Origin of the sequence: Kitasatospora sp. NPDC057738, assembly GCF_042798815.1 — a bacterium.
In the GTDB taxonomy this organism is placed as follows: Bacteria; Actinomycetota; Actinomycetes; order Streptomycetales; family Streptomycetaceae; genus Kitasatospora; species Kitasatospora lactacystinica.
Window position 1 is genome coordinate 42,019 of record NZ_JBHVJT010000046.1, and the last position, 26,440, is coordinate 68,458.

The following is a 26,440-nucleotide window of genomic DNA, read 5'->3' on the forward strand; positions in this document are numbered from 1 at the left end:
ACCCATCGTCGTGCTCTCCTGCCTTATTGGGGGGGGGGGGGGCGGGGTGCTTTTCCTTTGTGCTTCTTTCTCTCTTCCCTTCCCCCCCCCCTCCCCCCTGCCCGGTGGTCAGCGGAACCGGTGCAGGTTCTCGCCGAGGAAGGCCTCCAGGGTACGCGGGGCGCGTCCGGTGAGGCCAAGGAAGGAGCCGTCCGGGGTCTCCTTGCGGACCACCGCGAGCTGCTGGATCTCCACCACGTGGGTGGCGAGCCAGGGCGGCATCCCGGCCCGGCCGACCAGGTGGGCGTGCAGGTCGGACGGGCTCAGGTCGAGGTAGCGGACCGGCCGGCCGAGCAGCTCGCCCAGCAGTGCGGTGAGCTCCGGATAGCTGTAGGCCCGCCCGCCGGTGAGCGGGTAGGTGCCGCCGGCCAGCTCGGGACGGGTGAGCACCTCGGCCGCGGCGTCCCCGATGTCCCGGGCGTCCACGTAGTTGCACCGCGCCTGGCCCATCGCGCCGTGCACCACCCCGGCGGCGGCGATGCCGGGCGCCAGGAGCAGCAGCTTCTGCATGAACGCGTACGGCCGCAGGACGGTGGTGGTGATGCCGCAGGAGCGCAGCCGCTCCTCGATCAGGTGGTGGCCGCGCGAGACGGCGACGGGGGAGTCCGGCTCGGCGGCGGGTGCGGAGACCTTGACGATGTGCTCCACGCCGCAGTCCACCGCGGCCTCGATCGCGTTCAGCTCGTACCGGACCTGCTGCGGGCCGTTGGCCATGGTGAGGAAGAGCTGGTGCGCACCGCGGAACGCCGTACGAAGGGAGGCCGGGTCGGCGGCGTCGGCCGGGAGGGTGGCGGTCCGGGCGAGCGTGTGCTCGTCGAGGCCGGCGGCCAACCGGGCGGGGTCGCGGCTGAGGGCGCGGCTCGGTGCGCCGAGGGCGGCGAGGCTGCGCAGGGTGGCGCCGCCGGTGGCGCCACCGGCGCCCATGATGACGATCATGACGTCTGCCTTTCGGGGTGGAGTGTGTTTTCGGGGCGGGGCGCGTTTCCGGGCTGGGACGCGGTTCCGGCTTGGGGCGCGGCGGGGAGTCGGTGCTGCGCCGTGCGGGCCGGGCGGCTGCCGCGCCAGTGCCAGGTGGTGATGGTGGCGGCGATCGCCGAGGAGACCGGTAGGTCGATCGGCAGCCGGCGCGGCCAGGGGCTGTCGGCGAGGGCCGGGACGTGCGGCAGCCAGCGGGCGGCGGCGAGGCCGACCGCCAGGCCGAGGGCGGCGGCGACCAGGCCGAGGGCGGCGGCCGCGAGCGGGCGAGGGGTCCGGGCGGGCCGGGTGCGGACGGGGCGGCGGCGCAGCACGGCGCCGAGTGCGGCGGCCACCAGGGCGGAGGTGCCGCCGATGGTGGTGAGTGCGGCGGCCACCAGCTGCGGCTGGCCGGTGACGGCTCCGCCGGTCCCGGCCATGGCGGCGGGCATGACGTAGGCGACCAGGACCTCGCGCCACAGGACGAAGGGCGGGGGAGCGCCCGGGGCCTTCTTGCTCATGGGGTCGGTTCTTCCTCTCGCTTTTGGTTAGGTACCTAAGTATTTGTGCTTAGGTGCCTAACTATTGGGGCTAAAGGGAGGCGGACCGCCATTCGGCGGCCCGCCGGGGGGTGGATCAGTCCTCGGTGAGTGCGTCCATGCCCGCGACCACCCGGGCCAGCAGGTCCAGGAAGGTGGCGCGCTCCTCGACGGAGAGGCCCCCGACCAGTGCCTGCATTCGGGTGAAATGCGCGGGGGCCAGCTCCCGCAGCTTGTCGGCGCCCCGCGCGGTGAGGATCACCACGTTGCCGCGGCCGTCCTCGGCGGACGGCCGGCGGGCCACCAGGCCCTCCCGCTCCAGGCCGTCGACCAGGCCGGTCACGGTCGCCCGGGAGACGCCGAGACTCGCCGCGAGCTGGGAGGGCGACTTCTCGCCGCCGTGGTCCTCCAGGTCCGCCAGCAGTCGGTAGCGGCCGGTGGAGAGGCCGAAGCGGCCGAAGTGCACCTCGCCGGCCTGGCCGATCCTGGCGCCCGCCGCCATAAGCCGGGCCGCGACCAGGACCGCCTGCGGGTCGGCCGCGAGGCCGTAGCGGGCGATCTGGCGGCGGGCCTGATCGAGGCTGGGGGCCGTGGGGCCACCCTCGGGGTGCTGGGTCACAAGAAGTAATATGGCGCCTAACCTGATTCCCGGTCAAGTCGAACCACGGACTGATGGCTAAAGGCTGTCCCGTAACTGCTGGCCTGCTCCCGCGTTGGTCACGGCATGGGTGGGGTGATCTCGGCGAGCGATCCGATGTGGATCGAGCCGTTCTCGGGGTTGAGCGAGTCGCAGTTCCGCAAGCTGGTCGCGTTGGTACGCCGTCGTGGCGGTGACGTCCAGCGCGGCCGGCCGTGGCGGCTACGCCTGGAGGACCGGGTGCTGTGGTCGCCGCTTACTGGCGGACCAACCTGACCTTGCGGCAGGTCGCCCCATTGTTCGGGATCTCGAAGTCCGCTGCGGACCGGGTGCTGGACCACCTCGCACCACTGCTGGCGATCCCGCCCGCCCGCCGGCCGCGGCGGGACACCGTACTGATCGTGGACGGCGCCCTGGTGCCCACCCGCGACCGAACGATCGCGGCCTCCGGCAAGAACTACCGGTACTCGACCAACCAGCAGGTGGTGATCGACGCCAACAGCCGATTGGTCGTCGCCGTCGGCCTGCCCCTGCCGGGCAACCGCAACGACTGCCGGGCCTTCGCCGAGTCGGGCGTCGACCGTGCCTGCCGGCACGCGCCGGTCCTGGCGGGCGGCGGCTACCAGGGGACCGGCGCCCTGATTCCGCACCGGCGCCGTCGCGGACAGGAGCACCTCACGCCCGAGCGGGAAGCCGACAACGCCGTCCACCGCAGGGCCCGGGCCCGGGTCGAGCACGTCTTCTCCCGGTTGAAGAACTGGAAGGTTCTTCGCGACTGCCGCCTGCGCGGAGCCGGCGTGCACCACGCGATGCCGGGCATCGCACGGCTCCACAACCGTGCGCTCAGCGGATGAGCTGGTCCCGCCGCACCGTGAACTCCTCAAGTCCGTTCGGCGTCGTGACGCCGTGCACTGAGGTGGAGACGGTGACAAACTCGTCATCCCCCGCCAGACCATGGCCCTGGGTGATCGCGCAGGCGACGGTGACCTCCACCGGATACGGAGTATCCGGGCTGAGCTCGCCCATCGCCGCGAAGATCGGGGCCTTGTCGAACAGCGACCAGCGCCGTCCCGCCGCATCCGTGAACTGAACCTCGACCACCCCGGGCCACGGCTCATCGTCCACCCAGCGGACCGCCTCACACTGCAGCTCAAGCACGAACGCCCCCACAGCTGGCCAAGGTCATCAACGAGCGCCAGTATGCCGCGAGACGTCAGGCCCCGGTTACGGGACAACCTTTAGGCGGCACGGGGAGCGATCCTGGGCGGCGTCCAGTCGGCGTGCCGCAGGGCGGTCCGGACCATCGCGCCGGGCGGGGTGAGCCGGATCGCGGCGTTGCGCAGGCCGACCGCCAGCGGGTGGGCGAGCTGCTGGCCCATCCGGCCGGCCCGGCGGGCATCGCGGGCCACGGTCTGGCTGCGCGGGCGGCGGGCCGCGTCGTAACGCGCGAGCGCGCCCTCGACCGTCCGGGTCCCGGTGAGTGCCGCCGCCAGGGTCACCGCGTCCTCCAGCGCCTGGCAGGCGCCCTGGCCGAGGTGGGGCGTCATGGCGTGCGCCGCGTCGCCGAGCAGCGCGATCCGGCCCGATACGTAGGACGGCAGCGGCGTGGCCAGCTCGTTGACGTCGTGGTGCAGTACCGCCTCCGGCCGGGTCGCGGTCAGCAGCGAGGGGATCGGCTCGTGCCAGCGTGCGAAGCGGCGGCGGACCTCGGCCAGCGGGTCCCGGTAGCGGACCCCGGCCGGGGCGTTCAGGACCGCGTGCCACTCGGCGGTGCCGTCCGGGAAGGCGATGTGGCCGAACTCGGCGCCGTGGCCCCAGGTCAGCTCGAAGTCGGCCTTCAGGCCGTCGACCGGACGCTCGGTGATCGCCCGCAGCACCGTCGAACCGCTGTAGGCGGCGCCGGGGTGGTCGGGGAAGAGGCGGCGCCGGAGACGGCTGTTGACGCCGTCGGCCGCCACCAGGAGGTCGGCCTCCAGGGTCGTGCCGCCGAAGCCGGCCCGGACCCGGAACGGCCGGGTGGTGTCCACCTCCGTCACCTCGGAGCCGACGATCAGGGTGGCGGCGGGCAGCGCCTCGCGCAGGACGCGGTGCAGGGCCGCGCGGCGGATCCCGACGATCGGGGCGCCCAGCTCGCGCTCCAGCGCCGCGCCGTCCATCGCGGCGAGCCGGCGGCCGTCCGGGGTCCGGGTGCCGCCGGTGTACTGGCGGCGGGCGGCCGCCTCGACGGCCTCGCCGACCCCCAGGGCCGCGAGCGCGCGCATCCCGTTGGCGGCCAGCGAGATGCCGGCGCCCGCATCCTCCAGGACGTCCGACCGCTCGACCACGGTCACGTCCCACCCCGCCAGCCGGAGCCCGATGGCGGACGCCAGCCCGCCGATGCCGCCCCCGACCACCACCGCGCTGTTGCTGCTCATGCCCGGTCCTTCCCGTGTCGTCGCGCTGTCTTCTACAGCTGTAGAAGGAGCGTACTACGGGGCTGTCGGTGGACGGAGGCGGGCCGGGGTGGTGGGCCGGGGTGGCGCGTTGGCCGCCCGGCCGCTTGGCTGGTTGGCCGTGGGGGTGGCGAGGGCCAGCGGTCGGCGGTGGGTGGCCGGAGGTCGGTGGTTGACGGCCGGCCCGGACCGAGGCGGTGCGCGGCGGGCGCCCCGGCCCCGGTAGAAAGGAGGGATGCGGCGAAACGAGGACCAGAAGCGGGACGATGCGGGGCGGCCGGACCGGCGCACGGTACTGGCAGACGCCGCGATCGGCGTGCTGGCGGACCTCGGCGTGCGCGGACTGACCCACCGGGCGGTCGACGCGGCGGCCGGGCTGCCGCTCGGGACCACCTCGGCCTACCTGCGGACCCGGCAGGCCCTGCTCACCGCGCTGGTGCGACGGCTGGTGGAGCTGGATCAGGGCGAGCTGCACGCCATGGGGGAGCAGGTGCCGGTCCGTTCGGCGGCGGAGCTGTCCGACGGGATCGCGGAGTTGGCGCGGCGCCGCCTGTCCGGGGGCGGGCGGCGGCGCTCGCTCGCCAGGTACGCCTGCGCGGTGGAGAGCGTCCGCGATCCCGAGCTGCGCGAGATCCTCGTCCCGCGGGAGAACGCCGGGCGCGCCGCCGTCCGTGACTTCCTCGCCGCGCAGGGCGTGGCCGACCCCGACGGGCGGACGGCCGTGCTGCTGGCCTGCATCGACGGCCTGGTCTTCGAGCACCTGGTGGGCGGTGGCGAGCCCGGGGCGGACGCGATCCAGGGGCTGGTGGCGGCCGCCCTGCGGGGAGCGGTCGCGAGCTGAGCCTCGCCGGCCCAGCTCGTGCGACTCGCCCTGTCCGCCCGGCCCGTGTCGGCCGGGCGGACAAGGCGGACAGGGCGGGGCCGCCGGGGGCGTGTCCGGCGGTCCGTCGCCTGATCAGGAATCGGGCCTGTGCGGGTGCCTCAGCTCGGAGGCGTAGCCGGCGAGCAGGATGCGCAGCGTGCGGTGGAAGCACTGCTCGGAGTCGAGACCCTCTCCGGTGGCGAAGGCCTGCGCGAGGTGGGGGTAGACCTCCAGGTCCAGGGCGGCGAACTGTTCGGGCCGGAGCTCGGCGCACTCGTGGTGGGGCGTCTCGCCGGCCTCGCCCAGCGTGTGCCCGATGGTCCACCGGACGACGGAGTTGAGCACGTCGAGCGCGTCTCCGAGTGGGACGCCGTCCTTGTGGAGCACGGCGATGCCGCGCTCCAGCAGGGCGAGGGCGACCGGCGTGGCGACCGGCCGGGTGGCCAGCACGGTGAGTATGGCCGGATGGTCGAGCAGCAGTCGGCGCAGCTCGACGGCGAAGTCCCGGACCACCTCCGTCCACGGGCCGTCGGGCTCGCCGAACAGGCTTCCCGCCGACAGCTCCAGCAGGCGCTCCACCATGCCGTCGAGCAGGGCCGTCCTGCTGGGGACGTAGTAGTAGAGCGTCATCCCCTCGACGCCGAGCGCCGCACCGAGCTTGCGGTTGGAGAGCGCGGCGAGGCCGTGTTCGTCCACGTAGGCGAGTGCGGCGTCGATGACCTTCTCGCGGGTCAGCCCCGTCCGTGGGCGGGTGCGCCGGGTCGGCATCGGTTCCTCCTTCACCCCAATGGGCTCCACCGGGGCTGTGCGGTCCGGGCCTTGACGAGTCTTGCACTGCAAGAGAACCACATCCGACCTCGACTTCTTGCGCTGCAAGAAGTCTCTGGGGAGGGTGTCGTGCAGCTTGTCGTCGTCATGGTCCGCAGGCTCAACGGGGACGTGGAGTGCGGAGGGTTCCGCAGGGCGTGGATCCCGGAGGGCCCGTCGCGGCCGGTCGCACAATAGCGGCGCTCCGAGGGAGGTGGTCGCCCGGGGCGTCCGAGCCTCTGTTCGGCTCCGCCGAACCCGGGCCGACCGACGACTTCGAGTGACATGGCATCAGGTCAATCAACCGTCAAGTTGGTTCATTCACAGAATATTTCGCGAGGAGTTCTGTGTCGGGTGGATGATTTACGCCGCTCTAAGGTCTTCCCACGGAGATCTCCGGCTGACAGGCTGGGGCCGCCCTTTCAGTACGGAGGAGGTTCCTTGTCCCGCATATCCACGCTGGCCGGAGCGGTCACCTGCGCTCTCGCACTTGTCACCGGCACCGCCGTCGCCGCGTCGGCGGCGCCCATCGACCAGGCCCCGGGTCTGGCCGAGGCGAAGGTCGACCCTGTCGCCTGGACGCCGTGCAACCCCGACCCGACCAAGCCGGACCCCGGCATCTACGACTGCGCCGTTTACCCCGTGCCGCTGGACTACGACAAGCCGAAGGGTGAGAAGGTCGGCATCGCCATGATGCGGCGGCGGGCGAGCGACCCGTCGAAGCGGATCGGCTCGCTGTTCCTCAACCCCGGTGGCCCGGGCGGCAGTGGTTACCTGTGGGCGACGACCGCCCGCTTCGGTGCCGAGGTGCAGTCGAAGTTCGACCTGGTCGGCTTCGACCCGCGCGGTGTGGCCCGGAGCAACCCGCTCAAGTGCTTCAAGACCCAGGAGGACGCCGACGCGGTCACCAACCGCATGGTCGGCGTGCCGGTCACCAAGGCCGAGATCAACGAGACGCTCGACGCGGACCAGGACTACACCGACGCCTGCAGCAAGAACGCCGGCCCGCTGATCGAGCACATGTCGACCATCAACGTGGTGCGCGACCTGGACCGGATGCGCCGCGCCGTCGGTGACTCCCAGCTCACCTTCGCCGGGTTCTCCTACGGCACCCTGATCGGTTCGACGTACGCCAACATGTACCCGAACAAGGTGCGCGCGATCATCGTCGACGGCAACGTCGACCCGGACCTGCGCCTGCACAACGGCCTGGAGTACGACCGCCAGCGGGCGAACGGCTTCGAGATCGCCCTGGACGAGTTCCTCAAGCGCTGCCAGGCCGCCGGCGCCCCGCGCTGCGCCTTCGGCGACGGCGACACCCGGGCCAAGTTCGACCAGCTCCGCGACCACCTGCGGACCAGCCCGATCACGCTGCCGAACGGCTCCAAGGTGACCCTGAGCACCTTCACCGGGGAGGTGGCCAGCGCCCTGTACTCGCAGGCCAAGCTGGCCCCGCTGGCCAAGTCGCTCCAGGCGACCTACCAGGTCTTCCAGAAGCCGGCCGGGAACGCCCTGCTGGCCCCGCAGGCGAACGTCTCGGACGAGGACGCCAACCTGCTCTCGGTGGACGTCCCGCGGGCGGCCCTGCGGGAGGCCCCGGTCGACTCCGAGTACACCGCGGACGACTCCTACCTGGCCGTCAACTGCCAGGACAAGCCGTACCCCTCCAACGACCGGGTGTTCGCGAACGCGGCCAAGGCCTGGGAGAAGGACATGCCGACCTTCGGTCGCTACCAGGCCTTCGACGCGCCGGCGTGCGCGAGCTGGCCGGCCCCGGCCCGGGACGCCGAGCGCTTCTCCGGCCCGTGGAACAAGAAGACCTCCAACACCGTGATGGTGATCGGCAACCTCTACGACCCGGCCACCCAGTACAAGTTCGCCCAGCGGATGCAGCAGGAGCTGAGCAACGCGGTGCTGGTCAGCGTCGACTCGATCGAGCACTGCGCCGTGGGTCGCAGCCAGGCGCTGAACAAGCTGGTCACCCGCTACCTGGTGGACGGCACCGCGCCGGCCGCCGGCCAGCTGCTGAAGCCGGACGCGGAGATCTTCCCGGCGGTCTGACGGAACGGCCCCCGGTGACCCGGGGGAGGAGTTGACGGTCGTGGTGGTCGGCGGTGCTGCCGGCCACCCCGACCGTGCTTTACGGGCGATTTCCCGGAGCGCCCGGAAGGCCCGGGGAATGCGGCAGTGGATCGTCATCGAACCTCCGGTGGAGCGGATTCCTGCGAGTCTTCGGCGACCGTAGCCCATGCCACTGACAATCGGCTTCCGGTGCGACGGCGAAGGTCACGGCCGGTAAGGGCCACGGAAAATGACGTACTGTCACACTATTCAATAACCAATTCCCGCGCCCGGGTATCCGTGTTAGCGTGCGGGCCGCCGACTTCTCTCGAACTCGGGAAAGTGAGGGCGGGCCATGCAGGACGAATTCTCCCGACGGGGTTTCCTGGGCGGTGCCGGCGCGGCGGCCGCCGGGATCACCGTCGCTTCCACTGGCGCGGCGGCAGGCGCGGCGGCGGCCGGGGACGCGCACCGGGAGCTGCCGCAGGGGCGGTCGGTGCTGCCGGGCGATCCCCGGTACCGGACCCTCGCCCAGGGCTTCAACCAGCGGTGGAGCAGCACCCCCGCGTACATCCGGCTGGTGGGCAACGAGGCGGACGCGGTCGCCGAGCTGAACCGCGCGCTGGACGCCGGGCTACGGCCGACGGTCCGCGGCGGCGGGCACTGCTACGAGGGTTTCGTCGACAACGACGGGGGCGTCATCCTCGACCTCGGCACGATGCGCGGCGTCGCCGCCTCGACCGACAAGTTCGGCCGGCCCACGTACGGGGTCGAGGGCGGCGCGACCAACTGGGACGTCTGCACCACGCTGTTCCGCGAGTACGCCGTCGCCCTGCCCGCCGGGTCCTGCTACTCGGTCGGCGCGGGCGGGCACGTCTGCGGCGGCGGGTACGGCCTGCTCTCCCGACGGCACGGGCTCACCGTGGACCACCTCGTCCAGGTCGACGTGGTCACCGTCCGGGGCGGTCGCGCGGTGGTGACGCAGGCGCACCGCGAGGACGCGCAGGGCTCGCCCGAGCAGGACCTCTTCTGGGCCCACACCGGCGGCGGGGGCGGGAACTTCGGGGTGGTGCTGCGGTACCACTTCGCCTCGGACGTACCCCGGCCGCCGCCCCGGGTCTGGTTGAGCAGCGTGGCCTGGCCCTGGGCCGAACTGCTCGCCCGGCCCGAGGACTTCGAGACCCTGGTGGCCAACTTCGGCGCCTTCATGGCCGAGCACAGCGGCCCGCGGGAGCCGGTGTACCAGGGGCTGTTCGCGATCCTCAAGCTCACCCACCACTCCAACGGGAACGTCGTCCTGTTCAGCCAGTGGGACGGCGAGGACCCGGGCCCGCTCGACGCGTTCGTGGCGGCGGTCGAACGAGGGATGACGACGCGATCGACGGTGCAGACCCGGGCGGCCGGCGGGCTGTTCCTGCCCTACCCGGACAAGCGGCGCCAGATGCCCTGGTTCCAGGCGACCATGACGCTCAACCCCTCGGGCGACAACCAGCGCGGCAAGTACAAGTCGGCCTACCACCGCGAGCCGTTCGCACCGGAGCAGATCGCCGCCTTCCGGGACTGGTTGGTGCGCGACATCGAAGGGGCGGACCTCTCGAACACGCTGGTCCAGATCGACTCCTACGGTTGCCGGATCAACACCCGCAGTCCCGAGGAGACGGCCGTCCCGCAGCGCGACTCGATCATGAAGCTGCAGTACCAGACGTACTGGACGGACCCGGCCGAGGACGAGAAGCACCTGGCCTACCTGAGCGGGCTGTACCGCGACGTCTACCGGGGGACGGGCGGGGTCCCGGAGGTCGACACCGCGACGGACGGCGCCTACGTCAACTACCCGGACAACGACCTGGGTACCGCCGACCAGCCCGACCCTGCCTACCCGCGCCTCTATTACAAGGGCAACTATCCACGGCTGCAGCGCGCCAAGGCCCACTGGGACGAGAAGGAGGTGTTCCACCATGCCCAGTCCATCATCCCGGCCGAGTCCTGAGCAGTGAGCCCTGAGCAGTGGGCCCAGAGCCCAGAGTCCTGAGCCCAGAGCCTTGAGCGCTGAGCCCGAAAGCCGGTGCCCCGAAGGCGTGGGGAGGCGCCCCCGCAACCCCACGCCCGTGACACGACCCGGGCCCGCTCCGTTACGCGGCCCGCTCCGTCTCCTCCTCGACGATCCGTCCGTCCCGGACCTCGATCACCCGGTCGGCGAGCCCCATCAGCGTCGGGTCGTGGGTGGCGACCAGCACCGTGACGCCCTCGCTGCGCACCACCGCGCGCAGCAGCTCCATGATCGAGCGGCCGGTCTCGGAGTCCAGCTGACCGGTCGGCTCGTCGGCGATGATCAGGCTGGGCTCGTTGGCCAGCGCACGGGCGATGGCGACGCGCTGCTGCTGGCCGCCGGACAGCTCGCCGGGGCGCTGGTTGGCGTGGTCGGCGAGCCCGACCAGGGCGAGCAGGGTGTGGGCGCGCTCCTCGCGTTCGGCGGCCGGGGCCTTGCGCAGTCGCATGGGCACGCCGACGTTCTCGGCGGCGGTGAGCATCGGGATCAGCCCGAAGGACTGGAAGACGAAGCCGATCCGCTCCCGCCGCAGGGCGAGTCGACCGTCCTCGTCCAGCCCGGCGAGGTCGATGCCGTCCAGCGCGATGCTGCCGCCGGTCGGCGTGTCCAGGCCGCCGACCAGGTTGAGCAGGGTGGTCTTGCCGGAGCCGGACCGGCCCTTGAGTGCGGCCAGTTCTCCGCGGCCGACGGTGAACGACACGCCGCGCAGGGCGTGCACGGTCCGCTCGCCGGTGCCGAAGCTGCGGCGGAGATCGGTCACGGCCACCATCGGCTGGGTGGTGGCGGTGTCGGCGGTGTCGGCGGTGGCGGCCTGATGCTGCGTCATGCGACGTCCCCCCTGTGGGCGTGGCGGCCCGGTTGTAGCCGGGTCCCGTCCGGGTCTACGGATATGTCTGTTCCGGTGGTTCACCTTCCCGGGCGGGAATCCGAGAAGAGGGCGTCCCGGGCCAAAAGGGCGCGCCGAAGCCGGAGTTGTGAAGTGTGCATGGCATTCAAGTGGGGGCATCCCCGGCCGGGATGCTATCAATGAAAGGAATTTGCTCACTGGTTACTTGATTCGCGCAAGTCCCTTCCGTTCCTGGATCGAATCTGACAGCATCGTCCGCTATCCGGCGACCGATTGCCGGTGATCAATGCGCCGGTGTGCTCGCGATGTGTCCGTCTGTGGCCGATTTGTACTCGGGCCGGATCGATGAGCGGGGCCCGGGGATGCAACCGGGGACGTAATCCGGGGGAGGAACTTGATGCTCGGCTTCGTCGTGCGCCGACTGCGCGGGCGAGTGCCGCTGGCTGCCGCTGTCCTGTTTGCGGTGCTGATCACCACGTCTGTGCTGACCGCCTTGGTGGCCTTCAACAGCAGCGTCGGTGAGGCCGGCCTGCGGCAGGCGCTCCAAGGGTCCGGTCACGCCCGGACCACGGTGGCGGTGACCGGTGAGCACGGGCTCGACCAGCGGTCCAAGGACGAGGCGGCGCTCGCCGCCTACCGGCAGAAGCTCTTCGGAGACCTGCCCGTCCACACCGACAGCCTGACGCGCAGCCGTTCCTACAGCCTGCCGGTCTCCGGCGCCGCTGCTGACGGCACACCCGTGACCGGCACGCCCGCGACCGGAACGCCCGCAACCGGCACGCCCGCGACCACCACGCCCGCGACGGGCAGCGGCGCGGGCAGCGCCCCCGGCGCCCCGCTCGACCTCACGGTCCTCGCCGACCTCGACCGCGGCCGGGTCCAACTGGTGGCCGGCGCCTGGCCGGGTGCCGCCACCGTGCCGGTGCAGTCCGCCGCCCCGGAGGCCGCCGTCCCGCAGAGCCTGCTGCGCCGGCTCGGTCTGACCGAGCAGGCCCTGCCCGCCGAGGTCCGGCTCGTCGACCGGAACGACGGCAAGCCGCTGACCGTCCGGATCACCGGCGTCTACCGGGCCACCGACCCGACCGCCCCGTACTGGCGGATCGACCCGGTCGGCGGCCACGAGATCGAGGTCGGCGGCTTCACCACCTTCGGCCCGATGATGGTCGACCGGAGCGCCTTCGCCACGGCCGGCCTGGTCCAGGGCGGCGTCGGCTGGTCGCTGGACGCCGACTTCTCCGGCGCCGACCGGGCCGCCGCGCAGGCCGTCGGCAACCGCGCCCAGCACCTCTCCGAGGAACTGCGCGGCACCGCCTCGCTCGGCGCGACGACCGACCTGCCGGACATCATGCGCGAGCTGTCCGACAGCATGGTGGTCGCCCGGTCCACCCTGCTGATCGGCGCCCTCCAGCTGGCGGTGCTCGCCGCGGCGGCCCTGCTGCTGGTCGTCCACCTGATCGCCGCGCGGCAGGAGTCCGAGAACGAGATCCTCGCCGCGCGCGGCGCCTCGGCCTTCAGGCTCGGCTCCTTCACCGCCCTGGAGTCGCTGCTGCTGGCCCTGCCCGCAGCGGTCTTCGCACCACTGCTGACCCCGTTCCTGGTCCGCGCGCTGGCCGGCCTCGGCAGTTCCCGCCAGGTCGCCCTGGACACCGGCATCAGCTGGTCGCTCTGGCCGGTGGCCGTGATCTGCGCGTTCGCCTGCATCCTGCTGGCCACCGTGCCCAGCGTGGTGCGCGGCGTCGGTGCCGCGCTGCGCCGCCGGGCCGGACGCCGTCAGGCCGTGGTCTCCGGCGTCGCCCGCAACGGCGGCGACCTCGCCGTGCTCGCCCTGGCCGTGCTCGCCTACCAGCAGCTCGACCAGTACGGCGGCGGGCTGTCCCCCGACTCCACCGGCCGGCTCGACGTGGACCTGCTGCTGGTCGCCACCCCGACCCTCGCACTGTGCGCCGGGACCCTGGTGGTGCTGCGGCTGCTCCCGCTCGTCGCCCGGATCGGCGCCCGCGCGGCGGCCCGCGGCCGCGGCCTCGGGCCCGCCATGGTCGGCTGGCAGCTGGCCCGCCGGCCCGGCCGCGCCACCGGACCCGTCCTGCTGCTCGTCATGGCCGTGGCCACCGGTGTCCTGGCGCTCGGTCAGCACGCCACCTGGACCTCCTCCCAGCGCGACCAGGCCGCCTTCGCCACAGGCGGGGGCCTGCGCATCTCCGGTTCGCACAACGCGCCGATGGGCCAGGGCGGCCGCTACGGCAGCCTTCCCGGCGGCGACCGACTGGTCGCGGTGGTGCGCGACGAGCAGCCGCTGCAGGGCGGTGCCGGCCAGCTGATGGCCGTGGACGCCGCCGCCTTCGCCGACCGCGTCCCGGTCCGCTCCGACCTGCTCGACGGCCACACCGGCAAGGAGGTCTTCGGCACGCTCGCGGCCCCGGCCCCCGTCGGCATCCCGCTGCCCGGCTCCCCGCTGCGGATCGACGCCGACATCGCGGTGAGCCAGCAGGACGCGACCAAGTGGATCAGCAGTGCGGTCCACCCCGAGGTCCGGCTGCTGCTGCGCGACCGCTTCGGTCTGGTCCACAAGGTCCCGTTCGGCGATCTCCCGCTGAAGGGCGATGTCCGCTCCTCGATCCGGCTCGACGCGCTGGTCGACGCCCCGGTGGGCTCGGTCGCCGCCCCGCTGACCGTGGTCGGCGCGACCGTCGCCTTCAGCGACCGCAGCGACGGCGAGGTCGCGGTGCGGAACCTGGCCGTCGCGGAGACCGCCGACGGACCCTCCACCGCCGTCGCGTTGCCGGCCGGCACCGGGTGGAACATCAAGCCCCCAGCCTCCCGCAACCCCGCGGACAACTCGCCGGTGGCCGCGCTCGCCTCCGAAGCGGCCGCCGCCGACAACCTGTTCACGGTCCGCTACCACTCCGCCCGCGGCATCGGCGACTCCGTGCGCGCCGTGCTGCTCCCGACCGGGTCGGCCCAGCCCGCCGCCGTCAACGGTGTCGCCACCCGCGACTACCTGAAGGCCGTCGGAGCCTCGGTCGGCGACACCCTCCAGGTGCCGCTCAGCGGGGTCGTCGTCCCGGTGAAGGTGACCGGCGCGGTCGAGGCCATGCCGGTGGCCGGCCGGCGGGCGCTGGTGATGGACCTCGACTCGGCCGCCCGGATGCTGTCCGCCCAGGACCGCAACCTGCCGACCCGCACCGAGTGGTGGCTGCCCGCCACCGGGCCGGGCGACCGCGCCCCGGCCGAGGCCGCCGCCGCCCTGCGCGCCGCTCCCGGAAGCCAGGACCTCGCGCTCTACGACGAGGTCTCCGACGGGCTCCTCGGCGACCCGGTCGGCGCCGCCCCGCAGAGCGCGCTGATGGCCATCGCGATCGTCACCGCCGTGCTCGCCGCGATCGGCTTCGCCGCCGCGGTGGCCGGCTCCGCCCACGAGCGCTCCCGGGACTCCGCGCTGCTGCTCGCCCTGGGCGCCCCGCGCAAGCAGGTCACCCGCACCGTCGCCGCCGAGAACGCGGTGCTGGTCGGCCTCGGCGGGATCGTCGGCCTCGCCCTGGGCGCCCTGCTCGTCCGGCTGATCGTGCCCTTCGTGGTGCTGACCCCGGCCGCCCGCCGCCCGGTGCCCGAGGCCCTGGTCGAGCTGCCGTACGGTCAGGCGCTGCTGTTCGCGGCCGCGATCGCCGCCGTTCCGCTGCTGTCGGCCTTCCTGCTCGGGCGCCGGCGTCGAGACGTGGCTTCCCGGCTGCGCCACGTGGAGGAGATGTGACCACCAAGGCCGGCACCACCGTGCCCACCCCCGCGCCGGGGCCCGTGTCCGGGCCCGGGCGCGCCCACCGGCCCGCGCCCTGGGTCCGCACCCGGCTGCGCGCGATGCCGCTGGCCGCGCTGCTCACGGCGGCCCTCGCCTTCGTCACCGTGTTCCTGGCGGCGGCCTTCCCGCGGGTCGCGGACCGGAGCGCGGACACCGCGCTCCAGGAGTTCACCCGAAGCCTGGGCACCGGCGTCACCAACCTGGAGTTCACCGCCGAAACGGGCCGCGCGGACTCCGGGGCGGACCTGGACGCCATCCAGCGGAAGCTGGGCGAGCGGATCGGACGGGACCTCCCGCTGGGCTCGTCGGCCCAGGCCTACGGCACCCGGGTCAAGACCGGGCGTCAGATGTTCAACCCGGGGTACACCCGGCTCTCCGAAAGAGCCACCCCGGCGCTCGGCCTGTACTACCTGCACGGACTCGCCGACCGGGCGACCCTGACCGCGGGCACCTGGCCGGGCCCCGCCCCGGCCGACGGCCCGCTGCCGATCGTGCTGAGCCAGCAGGCCGCCGAGGCCGTCAACATCAAGGTCGGCGACGTCATCGAGAGCGGCACCGACGGACCCGTCGCGCTGCGCAGCACCGTGGTCGGCCTCTACCGGGTCAACGATCCCCAGGACCCGTTCTGGGAGGGGCTCGGCTGTCCGGCCAGGGCCTGCCTGGGCCTCAAGGGCGATGACGCCTGGTACTGGACCAGCGGCTTCGTCGACGGCGGCAGCCTGACCGCGCTGGCCCGCTGGGGTTCGAGCGGACAGAACTTCTGGCGGCTGCCCGTCGACCCCGACGCACTGCACGCCGACCAGCTCGACCGGACCCGCGCGACACTCGCCTCGTACATGGCCGGCCCCGGCATGACCGCGCTGATCGACTCGACCCTCCGGGCCGACCTGCACGCCACCTCGCTGATGCCGGACGTCCTCGCCCGGGCCGCCGACCGCTACCAGGCCGCCGGCCCGCTGGGCGCCATCGGGCCCGCCGGGGTCGCCGGCGTCGCGGTCGTGGTGCTCTGCCTGGCCGCGGCGCTCAGCACGGACCGGCGCACCGCCGAGATCCGCTTGCTCCAGGCCCGTGGCGGCTCGCGCGGCGGAGTGCTGCTGCGGCTGCTCGCCGAGGGCGCGGTGACGGTGCTGCCCCCCGCCGTGCTCGGCACGGCCCTCGCGCTGGTGCTGCTGCCCACTTCGCGCTGGGGCAACTCGGTGGTGCTCGCACTCGCCGTGACCCTGTTCGCGATCCTGGCCTTCCCGGCCCGGGCCGCGCTGCTCTGGGCGCGTCCGCGGGCGGCCGGCGGCTGGCGCCGGGTGATCGGCGAGCTCGCCGTGCTGGCCGTCACCGCCGCCGCCGTGGCCGAGGTCCGCCGTCGCGGCGTCGGCCACCCGGGCAGTTCGGTGGACCCGCTGCTGGTGGCCGCCCCGCTGCTGCTCGCCGTCTCCGGCGGGCTGCTGCTGGCCCGGATCGAGCCGGTCGTGGTCGGCTGGCTGGCGGCACTGGCCGGTCGCGGCCGCGGACTGGTCGGGTTCCTCGGTCTGGTCCGGGCGGCCCGCGACAACTCGGGGCGCCGCCGGCCCTCCGCACTGCCGCTGCTGGCCCTGCTGATCGCCGTCACGGCCACCGGTTTCGGCGCCACCGTGCTCACCGCGGTGGACCAGTCCCGCACCCGTGCCGCGCGCATCACCACCGGTGGCGACGTGTCCGTCAGCGTCCCGGTCTACGCGACCCTGCCGGAGGCCTTCACCAAGGCGGCCGGCGAACTGCCCGGCGTCCGGGCCGCCACCGGCGCCTGGATCGAGGAGCGGGCCACCTTCATCGGCGGCGACCGGGGCACCACCGACGCCATCCTGGTGGTGGTCGAGCCCGACGCCTACGCGGAGATCTCCCGCACGGCCGGGGTCGGCCAGTACGACCCGGCCGGGCTGGCCGCCGCTCCGGGCGGCAAGGACAGCCCGGTGCCCGCGCTGTTCAGCCGGGACCTGGCCGAGCGACTGGCCACGGGCGCGCCGCAGGTGCGCACGCCCGGCGGCAGCCAGATGGCCACCACCGTCGCCGGGATCGTCACCGCCACGCCCGCCCTGCCGGACCCCGGCAAGCCGTTCGTCGTGGTGCCGGCCGGCCCCGCCACGGAGCACCTGCCGGAGCTCAAGCGGGCGACCAAGGTGAACAAGTGGTTCGCGGTCGGCGACGTCGACCCGGTCCGGGTCCGCGCCCTGCTGATCGAGAGCGGCATCGGCGGCGGCGCGAATCTGGGGAAGCACGCCAAACTGGTCGACGAAGAGGCCAAGGCGGCGGGAAAGACCTCCGGTGGCCTGCCCCCCGGCTACGCGGTGCACAGCAGCCGCGACAAGATCGCCGAGCTGGCCGCCGACCCGGTGCAGCACGCGGCCGGACGGCTGTTCTGGTACTCGGGCCTCGCCGCCGCCGGGTTCGCCCTGCTGGCCGTGCTGCTGACGCTGCTGCGGGCCGCGCCGGACCGCACGGCGGTGCTCGCCCGGCTGCGCACCATGGGCCTGCGGCCCAGGCAGGGCCTGGCACTGATCGTCGCCGAGTCGCTGCCGCAGACCCTGGCGGCGGCCGTCGGCGGCGGCCTGGTCGCCCTGGCCGCGGTCGCCCTGCTCGGGGGCGCCTTCGACCTCTCGGCCCTGGTCGGAGCCACGGTCGCCGACACCCTGGCCCCGGCGGTGATGCCGGTGCTGCTGCCCACCGTCGGTCTGACCCTGGTGGTCTGCCTCGGTGTGGTGGTGGAGACGCTGGTCGCCGGCCGGCGCCAGATCGCCACCGAACTGCGCGCGGGGGAGCGGCAATGAGGCCGGGAACGGCGGCGGCCGCGAGCGCGGCCGTGCGGCCGGAGACAGCGGCGGCCGGCGGCGCGGCGGGAAGGCCGCGACCGGCGGCCGGGAGCGGTGAACGGGCCGTGACAGCGGCGCGGGTCGCCGGGACAGTGGAGAGCGGTGCGATGAAGCAGACAGTCGAGACAGGAGACGAGCGGTGATGAGCACTCCCCAGGAGCGGACGGTCGTCGAGGCCCCCAGCCTCCAGGAGCTCCAGCAGCGGGCCCTCGCCGCCGCCTCGCCCAAGGCGTACGGCGAGGGATCGGCCATCGTCTGCGACCGGCTGGTCCGGATCTTCAGCGCGGAGGGGGTCGAGGTCCAGGCGCTCCAGGGCCTGGAACTGACCATCCGCCAGGGCGACCTGGTCGCCCTGGTCGGCGCCTCGGGCAGTGGCAAGTCCACCCTGCTCACCATCCTCGCCGGGCTGGACGTGCCGACCGCCGGCACCGCCACCGTGGCCGGCTGCGACCTGCTGGAGATGTCGGTCAAGGAGCGGCTGCGCTACCGGCGCGAGGTGGTCGGCTTCATCTGGCAGCAGACCGCCCGCAACCTGCTGCCCTTCCTCACCGCCGCCGAGAACATCGCGCTGCCGATGCAGCTGCGCGGCCGCCGTTCCGGCGCCGGCGGGGCGAAGCAGCAGGCGGTCCGGGTGGCCGAGCTGATGGAGGCACTGGAGATCGGCGAGCTCGCCCACCGCAAGCCCAACGAGCTCTCCGGCGGCCAGCAGCAGCGGGTGGCGATCGCGGTGGCGATGGCCAACAACCCGCCGGTGCTGCTCGCCGACGAGCCCACCGGCGAGCTGGACTCGGAGACGGCCGGGATCATCTTCGAGTCCTTCCGCACCGTCAACCGCGAACTGGGCGCCACCGTCGTGATCGTCACCCACGACCCGATGGTCGCGGGCGAGGTCCGCCGCACGGTCGCGATCCGGGACGGGCGGACCGCCAGCGAGGTGCTGCGCCGCACCGTGACGGACGAGCACGGCGAGGAGTCGGTGAACGAGCGCGAGTACGTGATGCTGGACCGCAGCGGCCGGGTGCAGCTGCCGGTCAAGTTCCTGGAGTCGCTCGGCATGGAGCACCGGGTGGCGGTCGACCTCGCGGCCGACCACATCGAGGTCCGGCCGGACGACATCGCCGGGCACTGACCCGGGAGCGCGTTGCCGACCGGGGGCGCGCACTGATCGGAGCGCGCCCGCCCGGAACACATCCGCCCGGAGCGCGCCGGTTCCGGGAGGCGGTCGCCGCCTCCCGGGACGGTCAGCCGTCGCCGCCCATCCGCTGGAAGAGGCCGCTGCCCTCGGCCTCGGTACGGAGGTCGGGCGGTGCCTCCCGCGCGGCGCGATCGCCGCGTGAGGTGGCGGTGCAGAGGGCGAAGACGATCAGGGCACTGGCCGCCACGGCGAGGATGCCCAGCGCGGTCAGGACGCGTAGCCAGGTCAAGGTAGTGCCTCCTGGGGGACGGTGCGGCCCGCACTGACCTGCACGACGCCGCCGGGGATGTATCGGCAGGCCGGGCCGCACGGTCGAGTGCCCACGGACGGTTCTTCCCGCCGGATGGTGCACAAGAGGTCGCCCACGTGGGCGCTCGAAGCACTTTCAGGGCGTGTCACACCCCGTTGCGCGCCCCCACGGTGGCGGCCGCCCGTCCGGTCCCGCCGCTTATCTGGGCCCGCAGGGCGACGAGGTCCGGCTTCCCGAGCCCGTTCAGCGGGATCGCGGGCAGCAGCAGGAGTGTGTCGGGGGCGCATCGGTCGAGGCCGCGCGCCCGGCACCACCGGTGCAGCTGCTCGGCCGTCAGCCGCGAGCCGGGGGCGAGGGCGACGGCGGCGTGCACCCGCTCCAGACGGTCCGGGTCGGTGGTCGTGAACATCACCGCCTCCCGGACCTCCGGGTGGGTGCGCAGCGGCTCCTCGATCTCGCGGGGGAACACATTGTGCCCCTCGATGATCGCCATCGGGCTCCGCCGCCCGGCCACCGTCAGATAGCCGGCCGCGTCCAGGCTGCCCAGGTCGCCGGTGTGCAGCCAGCCGTCCCTGAACACCCGCTCGGTCAGCTCCGGGTCGCGCCAGTAGCCCGCCATGGCGGTCGGCGTGCGGACGCAGATCTCCCCGGTCCGGTCCGGCGGCAGCTCGGCGCCGTCCTCGTCCAGGATGCGCAGCCCGGTGTCCGGGTACGGCCGGCCGGCGGTGGTCAGCAGCCGCGGTGCCAGGTGCTCGTCCGGTCCCAGCCGGGCGACCGGCCCGCACTCCGTCAGGCTGTAGGTCTGGTGCAGCACCCGGCCCAGTCGCCGGGTCGCCTCGGCGAGGCGCCGCGGCGAGGCCGCGCAGCCGGTGTAGCCGACCCGGCGCAGGCTGCCGGTGTCGGTGCTGGGCAGCAGCGGGTGGTCCAGCAGCCGGTACAACAGGTGCGGCGGCAGGTACATCCGGGACACCCGGTGCCGCTCGACCGCCGCCAGCACGGCCCCGGCGTCGAAACCGTCCTGCATCACCACCGTGCCGCCCGCGGCCAGCGCCAGATCCGCCGTGGTGCCGCCGCCGTGGCAGAGCGGGGTGCACAGCAGGAAGACCGACCCGGACAGCAGCCGTGGGCGCGGCGGACGGGTGAAGCGGCGCAGTACCCCCTTCGGACGCCCGGTGGTGCCGCCGGTGAACCGCACCGCCATCACGTCCTCGGGCCGGTAACGGGGTTCGAACGGGGCGGGGGAGCGGGCCGCGGCGAGCTCCAGCAGGTCCGTGCCGAGCCCGAGCGGTGCCGGGCCCAGGGAGAGCAGAGCGGCCGAGGGCACGGCCCGGGCGATCCCTTCGGCCGCCGCCGCGCACCGGACCGGGTCGAAGACCAGCGCGGAGGTCCCGGCGAACTCCGCCAGCGCCACCTGCTCCGCGACCGGCCCGTCCGGGAACGGCATCGCGACCCGGCAGCCCAGCAGGTTCGCGGCGAGCCGCACCAGCAGCGCCTCCGGCCGGTTCCCGGCCAGCACCGTCACCCCGTCCCCGCGCCCGAGCCCGGCCCGCTCCAGTGCCCGGGCGGCGCGGTGGACCAGGTCCAGGCACTGCTGCGCGCTCCACGCCCCGTCCGCGGACCGGATCGCCACCCGGCCGGGATCGCGCGCCAGCCCGTCCAGCACCAGCGCGGTGTACGTCGGAGCCGCCTCCGCCATGGCCCGCCCTCCTGTCTGACGGCGTGTCAGCCTAGTGGATGTCCGGCCCCACGGATGCACTGCGGTCGACCGGGGCCCCACGGGCACCGGCGCGCGGGCGGGGGCGGGCCGTGGCCCCGGTGTCAGCCCAGCAGCCGCGACCAGGCACCGGCGCGCGGCCGGGGGCGGGGTTGTTGTTAGGGTTCCCGGTCGGACGTGAACGGGGGCTCGGGCTGGTGGGCGGCAGGGTGGACGCGGTCGTGGCGCCGTACGGAGTGGTCGATCTGCGGGGCGAGGCCGGGGCGGGCTTCGTCACCGCCTACCCGGCCGACGCCGTCGTGGTGGTGTCCGGGCTGCCCGGGGCCGGGAAGAGCACGCTGCTGCGCCGCTGGTCCGGGGCGGCGGTCCGGGCGGTGGACCCGCGGACGGTGCACGAGGCCTGCGAGGCGGTGATGCCCGCCGCCCTGCCGTACGCGGTGTACCGGCCGTGGGCCCGGCTGGAGCACTTCCGGCTGCTGCGCTCCTCGGTGCGCGGCGGGGGTCCGCTGCTGGTGCACGACTGCGGCAGCCGGGCCTGGATGCGGCGCTGGCTCGCCCGGGAGGCGGGCCGGCAGGGCCGCGAACTGCACCTGGTGCTGCTGGACGTCGGCGCCGCCACCGCGCTGGACGGTCAGCGGGCCCGCGGCCGGCGTGCCTCCGCCAGGGTCTTCGCCCGCCACCGCCGCGGCCTGGAGGGGCTGTTGGCCGCCTTCACCCGGCACGTGCGCTCCGACGGCCCGATGCCGACGCCGGAGGCCTCGTCCGTGCTGCTGCTGGACGCCGTCTCCCGCGCCCGCGCCGAGACGGTGCGCTTCGGAGCGGGCTGACCGTCGGCCGCGGGCGGGCCCGGCCGGCCGGGTGCCGCGGGCAGGGCCGCCCGGCCACCGGCCGCGAGCGGGCCCGTGACGGGCGAGAATCGGCCTACCCGGGGACCATGATCGCCGGATCGGCCCGCGGCCGCCCCCGGCACTGCCAGACTGGGGCCGGCAGAGTCCGTCACGGAGAGAGGTCACACCCCGCATGTCCAGCAGCGCCGTCGTCGAGAATCCGTGGTTCCGCAGGTTCAACCCGTCCGACTCCGCGCCCGCCCGGATCGTGATCTTCCCGCACGCCGGCGGCTCGGCCAGCTACTACCTGGAGTACGCCAACGCGCTGGCGCCGCACGCCGATGTGCTCGCCGTCCAGTACCCCGGCCGGCAGAACCGCATCGGCGAGCCGACGATCGGCTCGGTGACCGGACTCGCCGAGGAGCTCGCCCGGGAACTGCGGGAGTGGGCGGACCGGCCGCTGACCTTCTTCGGGCACAGCATGGGCGCGGCCGTCGCCTTCGAGACGGTCCGGTGCTTCGAGCGCGACGGCGTGAAGGGGCCCGACCGGCTGTTCGTCTCGGCCGGCCGCGCGCCCTCGCTGCCCCGCACGACCAGGATCCACCAGCTGCCGGACGACGAACTGCTCGCCGAGATCTCCGCGCTCGGCGGCACGGACGAGCGGGTCCTCGCCCTCTCCGCCCTGCGCGAGCTGATCCTGCCGAGCCTGCGGGCCGACTACACGGCCGTCGAGACCTACCGCAGCGCCCCGGACGCGACCGTGTCGCTGCCGATCACCGCCCTGGCGGGGGAGTCCGACGTGCACGCCACCGTCGACCAGGTCGGCCAGTGGGAGCGGCACACCACCGGCGCCTTCGACCTGCGGGTCTTCCGGGGCGGGCACTTCTACCTGGCCGACCGGACCGCGGACGTGGTGGAGGTGATCACCGCGCACCTGCGCGGCTGAGCCGGTCCGGGTGGGCACCCGGAGCGGCGGCCCACCCGCGGCGGCCCCGCGAAGGTCCTGCGGCGCCCTGCTGCGGCCCGGCGGCGCCGCGAACGGGCGCCGCGAACCGGACACCGGGCCGGCCCTCGAACCGACGTGCCCGAACCGGTGACCGGAGCGCTCCCGCTCGACTACTGTGCCTGGTTGACGGCCCATCAGCAGATCATCGGGAGGCAGCCGTGCGCCGGATCGCCGTTGTCGGAGCGGGCCAGGCCGGCCTCCAGCTCGCGCTCGGGCTGGTGGCGGACGGGTACCGGGTGACGCTGGTCGCCGAGCGCACCCCGGAGCAGCTGCGCGCCGGCCGGGTGCTGTCCACCCAGGCGATGTTCGGCCCCGCGCTGCGGATCGAGGCGGCCGCCGGGCTGGACCTCTGGGCGGATCGGGCGCCGTCCGTCTCCTCGGTGGAGGCGGTGCTGGCGGCGCCCCCGGGCGTGCGCGCGCTGGAGTACACCATGACGCTGGACGAGCCCGCCCAGTCGGTGGACCAGCGGCTCAAGCTGGCCGGCTGGCTGGAGCTGCTGGCCGAGCGCGGCGGCGAGATCGAGTACCGCACGCTGGACCGCGCCGGACTGCACGAGCTGGCCCGACGGCACGAGCTGACCGTGGTCGCCGCCGGGCGCGGCGCCCTGTCCGGGATCTTCGAGCGCGACGCCGTCCGCTCGCCCTTCGACCGGCCGCAGCGGGCCCTGTCCTGCCTGTACGCGCACGGAGTCGGCTCGCCGGACCCGGCCGCCGGCCCGAGGGCCCGGATGAACGCCCTGCCCGGCCTCGGCGAGCTGTACCTGCAACCGGCGCTCACCCTCTCCGGCCCCTGCGACATCCTGCTCTGGGAGGCGATCCCCGGCGGCCCGCTCGACGCGTTCGGCGACGCCCCGCCGCCGGACGTCCAACTGGCCCGGATCCGCGAGCTGTTGGGCGAGTACCTGCCCTGGGAGGCCGAGCTCTGGACGCAGGCCGAGCCGACCGACGCCGGGGCCGGGCTGTTCGGTGCCGTCACCCCGGTGGTCCGGCGTCCGGTGGCCGAACTCGGCTCGGGCGTGGAGGCCGTCCACGTGCTGGGCCTCGGCGACGCGGTGGTGGTGACCGACCCGATCACCGGCCAGGGCGCCAACAACGCCGCCCGGGCGGCCGAGGCCTGCCGCCGGGCGGTCGTCGAGCACGGCGACGCCCCGTACACGGCCGACTGGATGTGCCGCAGCGCGGAACGGTTCTGGCAGCAGCAGTCCCGCCACAGCGTGGAGTTCACGGCCGCGATGCTGACCGTCCCGGAGCACCTCCAGGCCGTGTTCGCGGCCGCCGCCGAGCACCCGGAGGTCGGCCGCCGGCTCGCCAACACCTACGCCGAGCCGAGCGACCACGCCGCCTGGCTGGCCACCCCCGAGCTCACCGCCGCCTACCTGGCCTCGGTCGGGTCGTAACCGAGGTCTGGTCGTAACCGAGGTCGGAGCGCAGCCGAGGTCGGGAGGCGGCCGCACTCGGGCGCGGCGACCCGCACTTGCCGCCGGGCGGTCCGCGGGACGACGCTGGAGGGGAACGGCAACGAGCGCGGGAGGCGTCGCCCGTGGACGGACAGGAGCCCGCGGGCCGGTCCGCCGTCGGCCACCGGAGCGTGCCGCACACGGCCGACCTGCAGGTCGAGGCCTGGGCACCGACGGCCGAGGGCTGCATCGGCGAACTGGTGCGCGCCGTCGTCGCCGGCTTCGCCGACCTCGGCGGCGCCCGGATCGTCGGCGAGCGGAACTGCACCGTCCTCGCGGTGAGCGACCCGGACCTGCTCGCGGGCGTCCTGGAGGAGGTCGTCTACCGGATGGACGCCGACGGCGAACTGCCGGTGGCGGTGGCGATCGGGCCGATCGAGGGCCTGGACGGCGCCCGCCGGGTGACGGTCCGCTTCCGGATGGCCGACGCCGCCACGGCCACCCTGGTCGGCGCCGTACCGAAGGCCGTCGCACTGCACGACCTGGACCTGAGCGCCGGACCGGACGGCTGGACCTGCCGGGTCACCGTGGACGTCTGAGCCCGGCCCCGAGCGAAGCGGACCGGACCTGCGGGAGCGGGGTGAGCGAGGTGGAGATCGTACTGGTCGAGGCGGGCCGGAACCGCTGGCGGATCGAGCCGCGGCCGCCGATGCGGGTGCCCGGCGTGGTGTTCGCGACCGCCGCGCTGCTGCCGCAGGCCGCCGGGGACAAGGCCCTGGAGCAGGTGGCGAACGTGGCGACGCTGCCCGGGATCGTCCGCGCCTCCTACGCGATGCCCGACGTGCACTGGGGCTACGGCTTCCCGATCGGCGGGGTCGCCGCCACCGACGTCGAACGGGGCGGGGTGGTCTCGCCCGGCGGGGTGGGCTTCGACATCTCCTGCGGGGTCCGGCTGCTGGCGGCCGGCATCGGCCGGGACGAACTCGACCGCGAACGGCTCGACCGCCTGATGGACCTGCTGGACCGCACCGTCCCGCGCGGCCTGGGCCGGGGCGGCCTGTGGCGGCTGTCCGGGGCGGAGGAACTGGACGAACTCCTGCTCGGCGGCGCCCGCTACGCCGTCGAGCACGGCCACGGCGTGCCCCGCGACCTGGAACGCTGCGAGGACCGCGGCGTGCTGGCCGGTGCGGCCCCCGGCGAGGTGAGCACCCGGGCGGTCGAGCGCGGGCTGCAGCAGGTCGGCAGCCTCGGCTCGGCCAACCACTTCCTGGAGGTGCAGGCCGTCGACCGGGTGCACGACCCGGGGACCGCCGCCGCCTTCGGACTGCGGCCCGGCCAGGTCTGCGTCATGATCCACTGCGGCTCGCGCGGCCTCGGCCACCAGATCTGCACCGACCACGTCCGCGCCATGGACCGAGAACTGCACCGCTACCGGATCGAGGTCCCCGACCGCCAGCTCGCCTGCACCCCGGTCGACTCCCCGCGCGGCCGCGCCTACCTGGGCGCCATGACCGCCGCCGCCAACTACGGCCGGGCCAACCGGCAGCTGCTCTCGGAGTCGGCCCGCCGCGCCTTCGCCACGGTGCTCGGGGTCGGACTGGAACTGGTCTACGACGTCTCGCACAACCTCGCCAAGCTGGAGACCCACGAGGTGGACGGCGAGCTCCGGACGCTGTGCGTGCACCGCAAGGGCGCCACCCGGGCCCTGCCGCCCGGCGACCCCGACCTGCCCGCCGACCTGATGGAGGCAGGGCAGCCCGTGCTGGTGCCCGGCACCATGGGCACCGCCTCGTACGTCATGGTCGGCCTGCCCGGCAACGAGGCCTTCCGCTCCGCCTGCCACGGCGCCGGGCGGGTGCTGAGCCGCCACCAGGCGCTGCGCACCGTGCGCGGCGAGCGGCTGAAGAGCGAGCTGGAGGCACGGGGCATCGCGGTGCGGCCGGCCTCCTGGCGGGCACTGGCCGAGGAGACGCCCGAGGCGTACAAGGACGTCGACGCGGTGGCCGCCGTCACGGAGGCCGCCGGGCTCGCCCGCCAGGTCGCCCGGCTGGTGCCGTTGGGCGTGTGCAAGGGGTGAGCCCGGGGGAGCGAGGGGTGAGTTCGCCGCACCGGTCCGGGCGCGTCCCTCGACTCGCCGGGCCGGGCGCGCTTTGATGTCGGACGCATCCGTCACCGTCACCGTCACCGGAG

Annotated in this window: 20 protein-coding genes and 1 pseudogene; 12 read left to right on the top strand and 9 right to left on the bottom strand. The window is 74.2% G+C overall.

Features of this window, described 5'->3' with window-relative positions:
* Positions 1-108: 108 nt before the first annotated feature.
* The 3 genes from ACFVGO_RS24195 to ACFVGO_RS24205 all read right to left on the bottom strand — a co-directional run bounded on the left by ACFVGO_RS24195 (position 109) and on the right by ACFVGO_RS24205 (position 2,151).
* Entirely contained in the window at positions 109-975 is an 867-nt protein-coding gene (locus ACFVGO_RS24195; RefSeq protein ID WP_380351704.1) for an NmrA family NAD(P)-binding protein, read from the bottom strand.
* On the bottom strand, positions 972-1,514 hold the full coding sequence (locus tag ACFVGO_RS24200) for a hypothetical protein (protein ID WP_380633961.1): 543 nt from the start codon (positions 1,512-1,514) through the stop codon (positions 972-974). Before ACFVGO_RS24200 ends, ACFVGO_RS24195 begins: the two co-directional genes overlap by 4 nt.
* Positions 1,515-1,629: 115 nt before the next feature.
* The gene (locus ACFVGO_RS24205; protein ID WP_359903745.1) at positions 1,630-2,151 is read right to left on the bottom strand and encodes a MarR family transcriptional regulator; all 522 of its coding nucleotides are present in this window, start codon (positions 2,149-2,151) and stop codon (positions 1,630-1,632) included.
* Between the two features lie 105 nt (positions 2,152-2,256).
* Between ACFVGO_RS24205 and ACFVGO_RS24210 the strand changes: the two are divergent.
* A pseudogene (locus ACFVGO_RS24210) lies at positions 2,257-3,023 on the top strand (transposase).
* Here ACFVGO_RS24210 and ACFVGO_RS24215 read toward each other — a convergent pair.
* Both ACFVGO_RS24215 and ACFVGO_RS24220 read right to left on the bottom strand, forming a co-directional pair.
* Positions 3,013-3,327, bottom strand: a complete 315-nt coding sequence (locus tag ACFVGO_RS24215) for a hypothetical protein (protein WP_380633964.1) — start codon at positions 3,325-3,327, stop codon at positions 3,013-3,015. The pseudogene ACFVGO_RS24210 and the gene ACFVGO_RS24215 sit on opposite strands and share 11 nt — an antisense overlap.
* Before the next feature lie 80 nt (positions 3,328-3,407).
* Positions 3,408-4,583, bottom strand: a complete 1,176-nt coding sequence (locus ACFVGO_RS24220) for an FAD-dependent monooxygenase (RefSeq protein ID WP_359903751.1) — start codon at positions 4,581-4,583, stop codon at positions 3,408-3,410.
* 253 nt (positions 4,584-4,836) lie between these two features.
* On the opposite strand from ACFVGO_RS24220, the gene ACFVGO_RS24225 reads away from it, so the two are divergent.
* Positions 4,837-5,442, top strand: a complete 606-nt coding sequence (locus ACFVGO_RS24225) for a TetR family transcriptional regulator C-terminal domain-containing protein (RefSeq protein WP_359903754.1) — start codon at positions 4,837-4,839, stop codon at positions 5,440-5,442.
* 114 nt (positions 5,443-5,556) lie between these two features.
* On the opposite strand, the gene ACFVGO_RS24230 is transcribed toward ACFVGO_RS24225, so the two are convergent.
* Positions 5,557-6,231, bottom strand: a complete 675-nt coding sequence (locus ACFVGO_RS24230) for a TetR/AcrR family transcriptional regulator C-terminal domain-containing protein (RefSeq protein ID WP_380351698.1) — start codon at positions 6,229-6,231, stop codon at positions 5,557-5,559.
* Between the two features lie 480 nt (positions 6,232-6,711).
* Between ACFVGO_RS24230 and ACFVGO_RS24235 the strand changes: the two genes are divergently transcribed.
* Positions 6,712-8,331 (top strand): alpha/beta hydrolase, encoded by a 1,620-nt coding sequence (locus ACFVGO_RS24235; RefSeq protein WP_359903759.1) that lies wholly within the window; start codon positions 6,712-6,714, stop codon positions 8,329-8,331.
* 355 nt (positions 8,332-8,686) lie between these two features.
* Entirely contained in the window at positions 8,687-10,321 is a 1,635-nt protein-coding gene (locus ACFVGO_RS24240) for an FAD-binding oxidoreductase (protein WP_380633967.1), read from the top strand.
* 142 nt (positions 10,322-10,463) lie between these two features.
* Here ACFVGO_RS24240 and ACFVGO_RS24245 read toward each other — a convergent pair whose 3' ends face one another.
* Positions 10,464-11,207 (bottom strand): ABC transporter ATP-binding protein, encoded by a 744-nt coding sequence (locus ACFVGO_RS24245; RefSeq protein ID WP_359903764.1) that lies wholly within the window; start codon positions 11,205-11,207, stop codon positions 10,464-10,466.
* 418 nt (positions 11,208-11,625) lie between these two features.
* On the opposite strand from ACFVGO_RS24245, the gene ACFVGO_RS24250 reads away from it, so the two are divergent.
* The 3 genes from ACFVGO_RS24250 (at position 11,626) to ACFVGO_RS24260 (ending at position 18,990) form a co-directional block, all read left to right on the top strand.
* Positions 11,626-14,976 (top strand): FtsX-like permease family protein, encoded by a 3,351-nt coding sequence (locus ACFVGO_RS24250; RefSeq protein ID WP_380633970.1) that lies wholly within the window; start codon positions 11,626-11,628, stop codon positions 14,974-14,976.
* On the top strand, positions 14,973-17,819 hold the full coding sequence (locus ACFVGO_RS24255) for a hypothetical protein (RefSeq protein ID WP_380633972.1): 2,847 nt from the start codon (positions 14,973-14,975) through the stop codon (positions 17,817-17,819). The genes ACFVGO_RS24250 and ACFVGO_RS24255 overlap by 4 nt, the downstream gene beginning before the upstream one ends.
* 184 nt (positions 17,820-18,003) lie before the next feature.
* Complete coding sequence (locus ACFVGO_RS24260) at positions 18,004-18,990, top strand: ABC transporter ATP-binding protein (RefSeq protein ID WP_359903773.1); 987 nt, start codon at positions 18,004-18,006, stop codon at positions 18,988-18,990.
* 112 nt (positions 18,991-19,102) lie between these two features.
* Here the strand turns inward: ACFVGO_RS24260 and ACFVGO_RS24265 are convergent, their stop codons facing one another.
* On the bottom strand, positions 19,103-19,285 hold the full coding sequence (locus ACFVGO_RS24265; RefSeq protein ID WP_359903776.1) for a hypothetical protein: 183 nt from the start codon (positions 19,283-19,285) through the stop codon (positions 19,103-19,105).
* A 166-nt stretch (positions 19,286-19,451) separates the two neighbouring features.
* Positions 19,452-21,002: an AMP-binding protein gene (locus ACFVGO_RS24270; RefSeq protein WP_380351692.1), complete on the bottom strand. Its 1,551-nt coding sequence runs from the start codon at positions 21,000-21,002 to the stop codon at positions 19,452-19,454.
* Positions 21,003-21,241: 239 nt separating this feature from the next.
* On the opposite strand from ACFVGO_RS24270, the gene ACFVGO_RS24275 reads away from it, so the two are divergent.
* The 5 genes from ACFVGO_RS24275 to ACFVGO_RS24295 all read left to right on the top strand — a co-directional run bounded on the left by ACFVGO_RS24275 (position 21,242) and on the right by ACFVGO_RS24295 (position 26,327).
* Positions 21,242-21,847 (top strand): AAA family ATPase, encoded by a 606-nt coding sequence (locus ACFVGO_RS24275; RefSeq protein ID WP_380351690.1) that lies wholly within the window; start codon positions 21,242-21,244, stop codon positions 21,845-21,847.
* Positions 21,848-22,040: 193 nt separating this feature from the next.
* A complete protein-coding gene (locus ACFVGO_RS24280) occupies positions 22,041-22,793 on the top strand; it encodes an alpha/beta fold hydrolase (protein WP_359903785.1) in 753 nt (250 codons plus the stop codon).
* Between the two features lie 218 nt (positions 22,794-23,011).
* Positions 23,012-24,250, top strand: coding sequence for a styrene monooxygenase/indole monooxygenase family protein (locus tag ACFVGO_RS24285; protein ID WP_359903788.1), 1,239 nt, complete (start codon positions 23,012-23,014; stop codon positions 24,248-24,250).
* 143 nt (positions 24,251-24,393) lie between these two features.
* Complete coding sequence (locus ACFVGO_RS24290) at positions 24,394-24,849, top strand: archease (protein ID WP_359903791.1); 456 nt, start codon at positions 24,394-24,396, stop codon at positions 24,847-24,849.
* Between the two features lie 50 nt (positions 24,850-24,899).
* On the top strand, positions 24,900-26,327 hold the full coding sequence (locus tag ACFVGO_RS24295; protein ID WP_380351688.1) for an RtcB family protein: 1,428 nt from the start codon (positions 24,900-24,902) through the stop codon (positions 26,325-26,327).
* Positions 26,328-26,440: the final 113 nt, after the last annotated feature.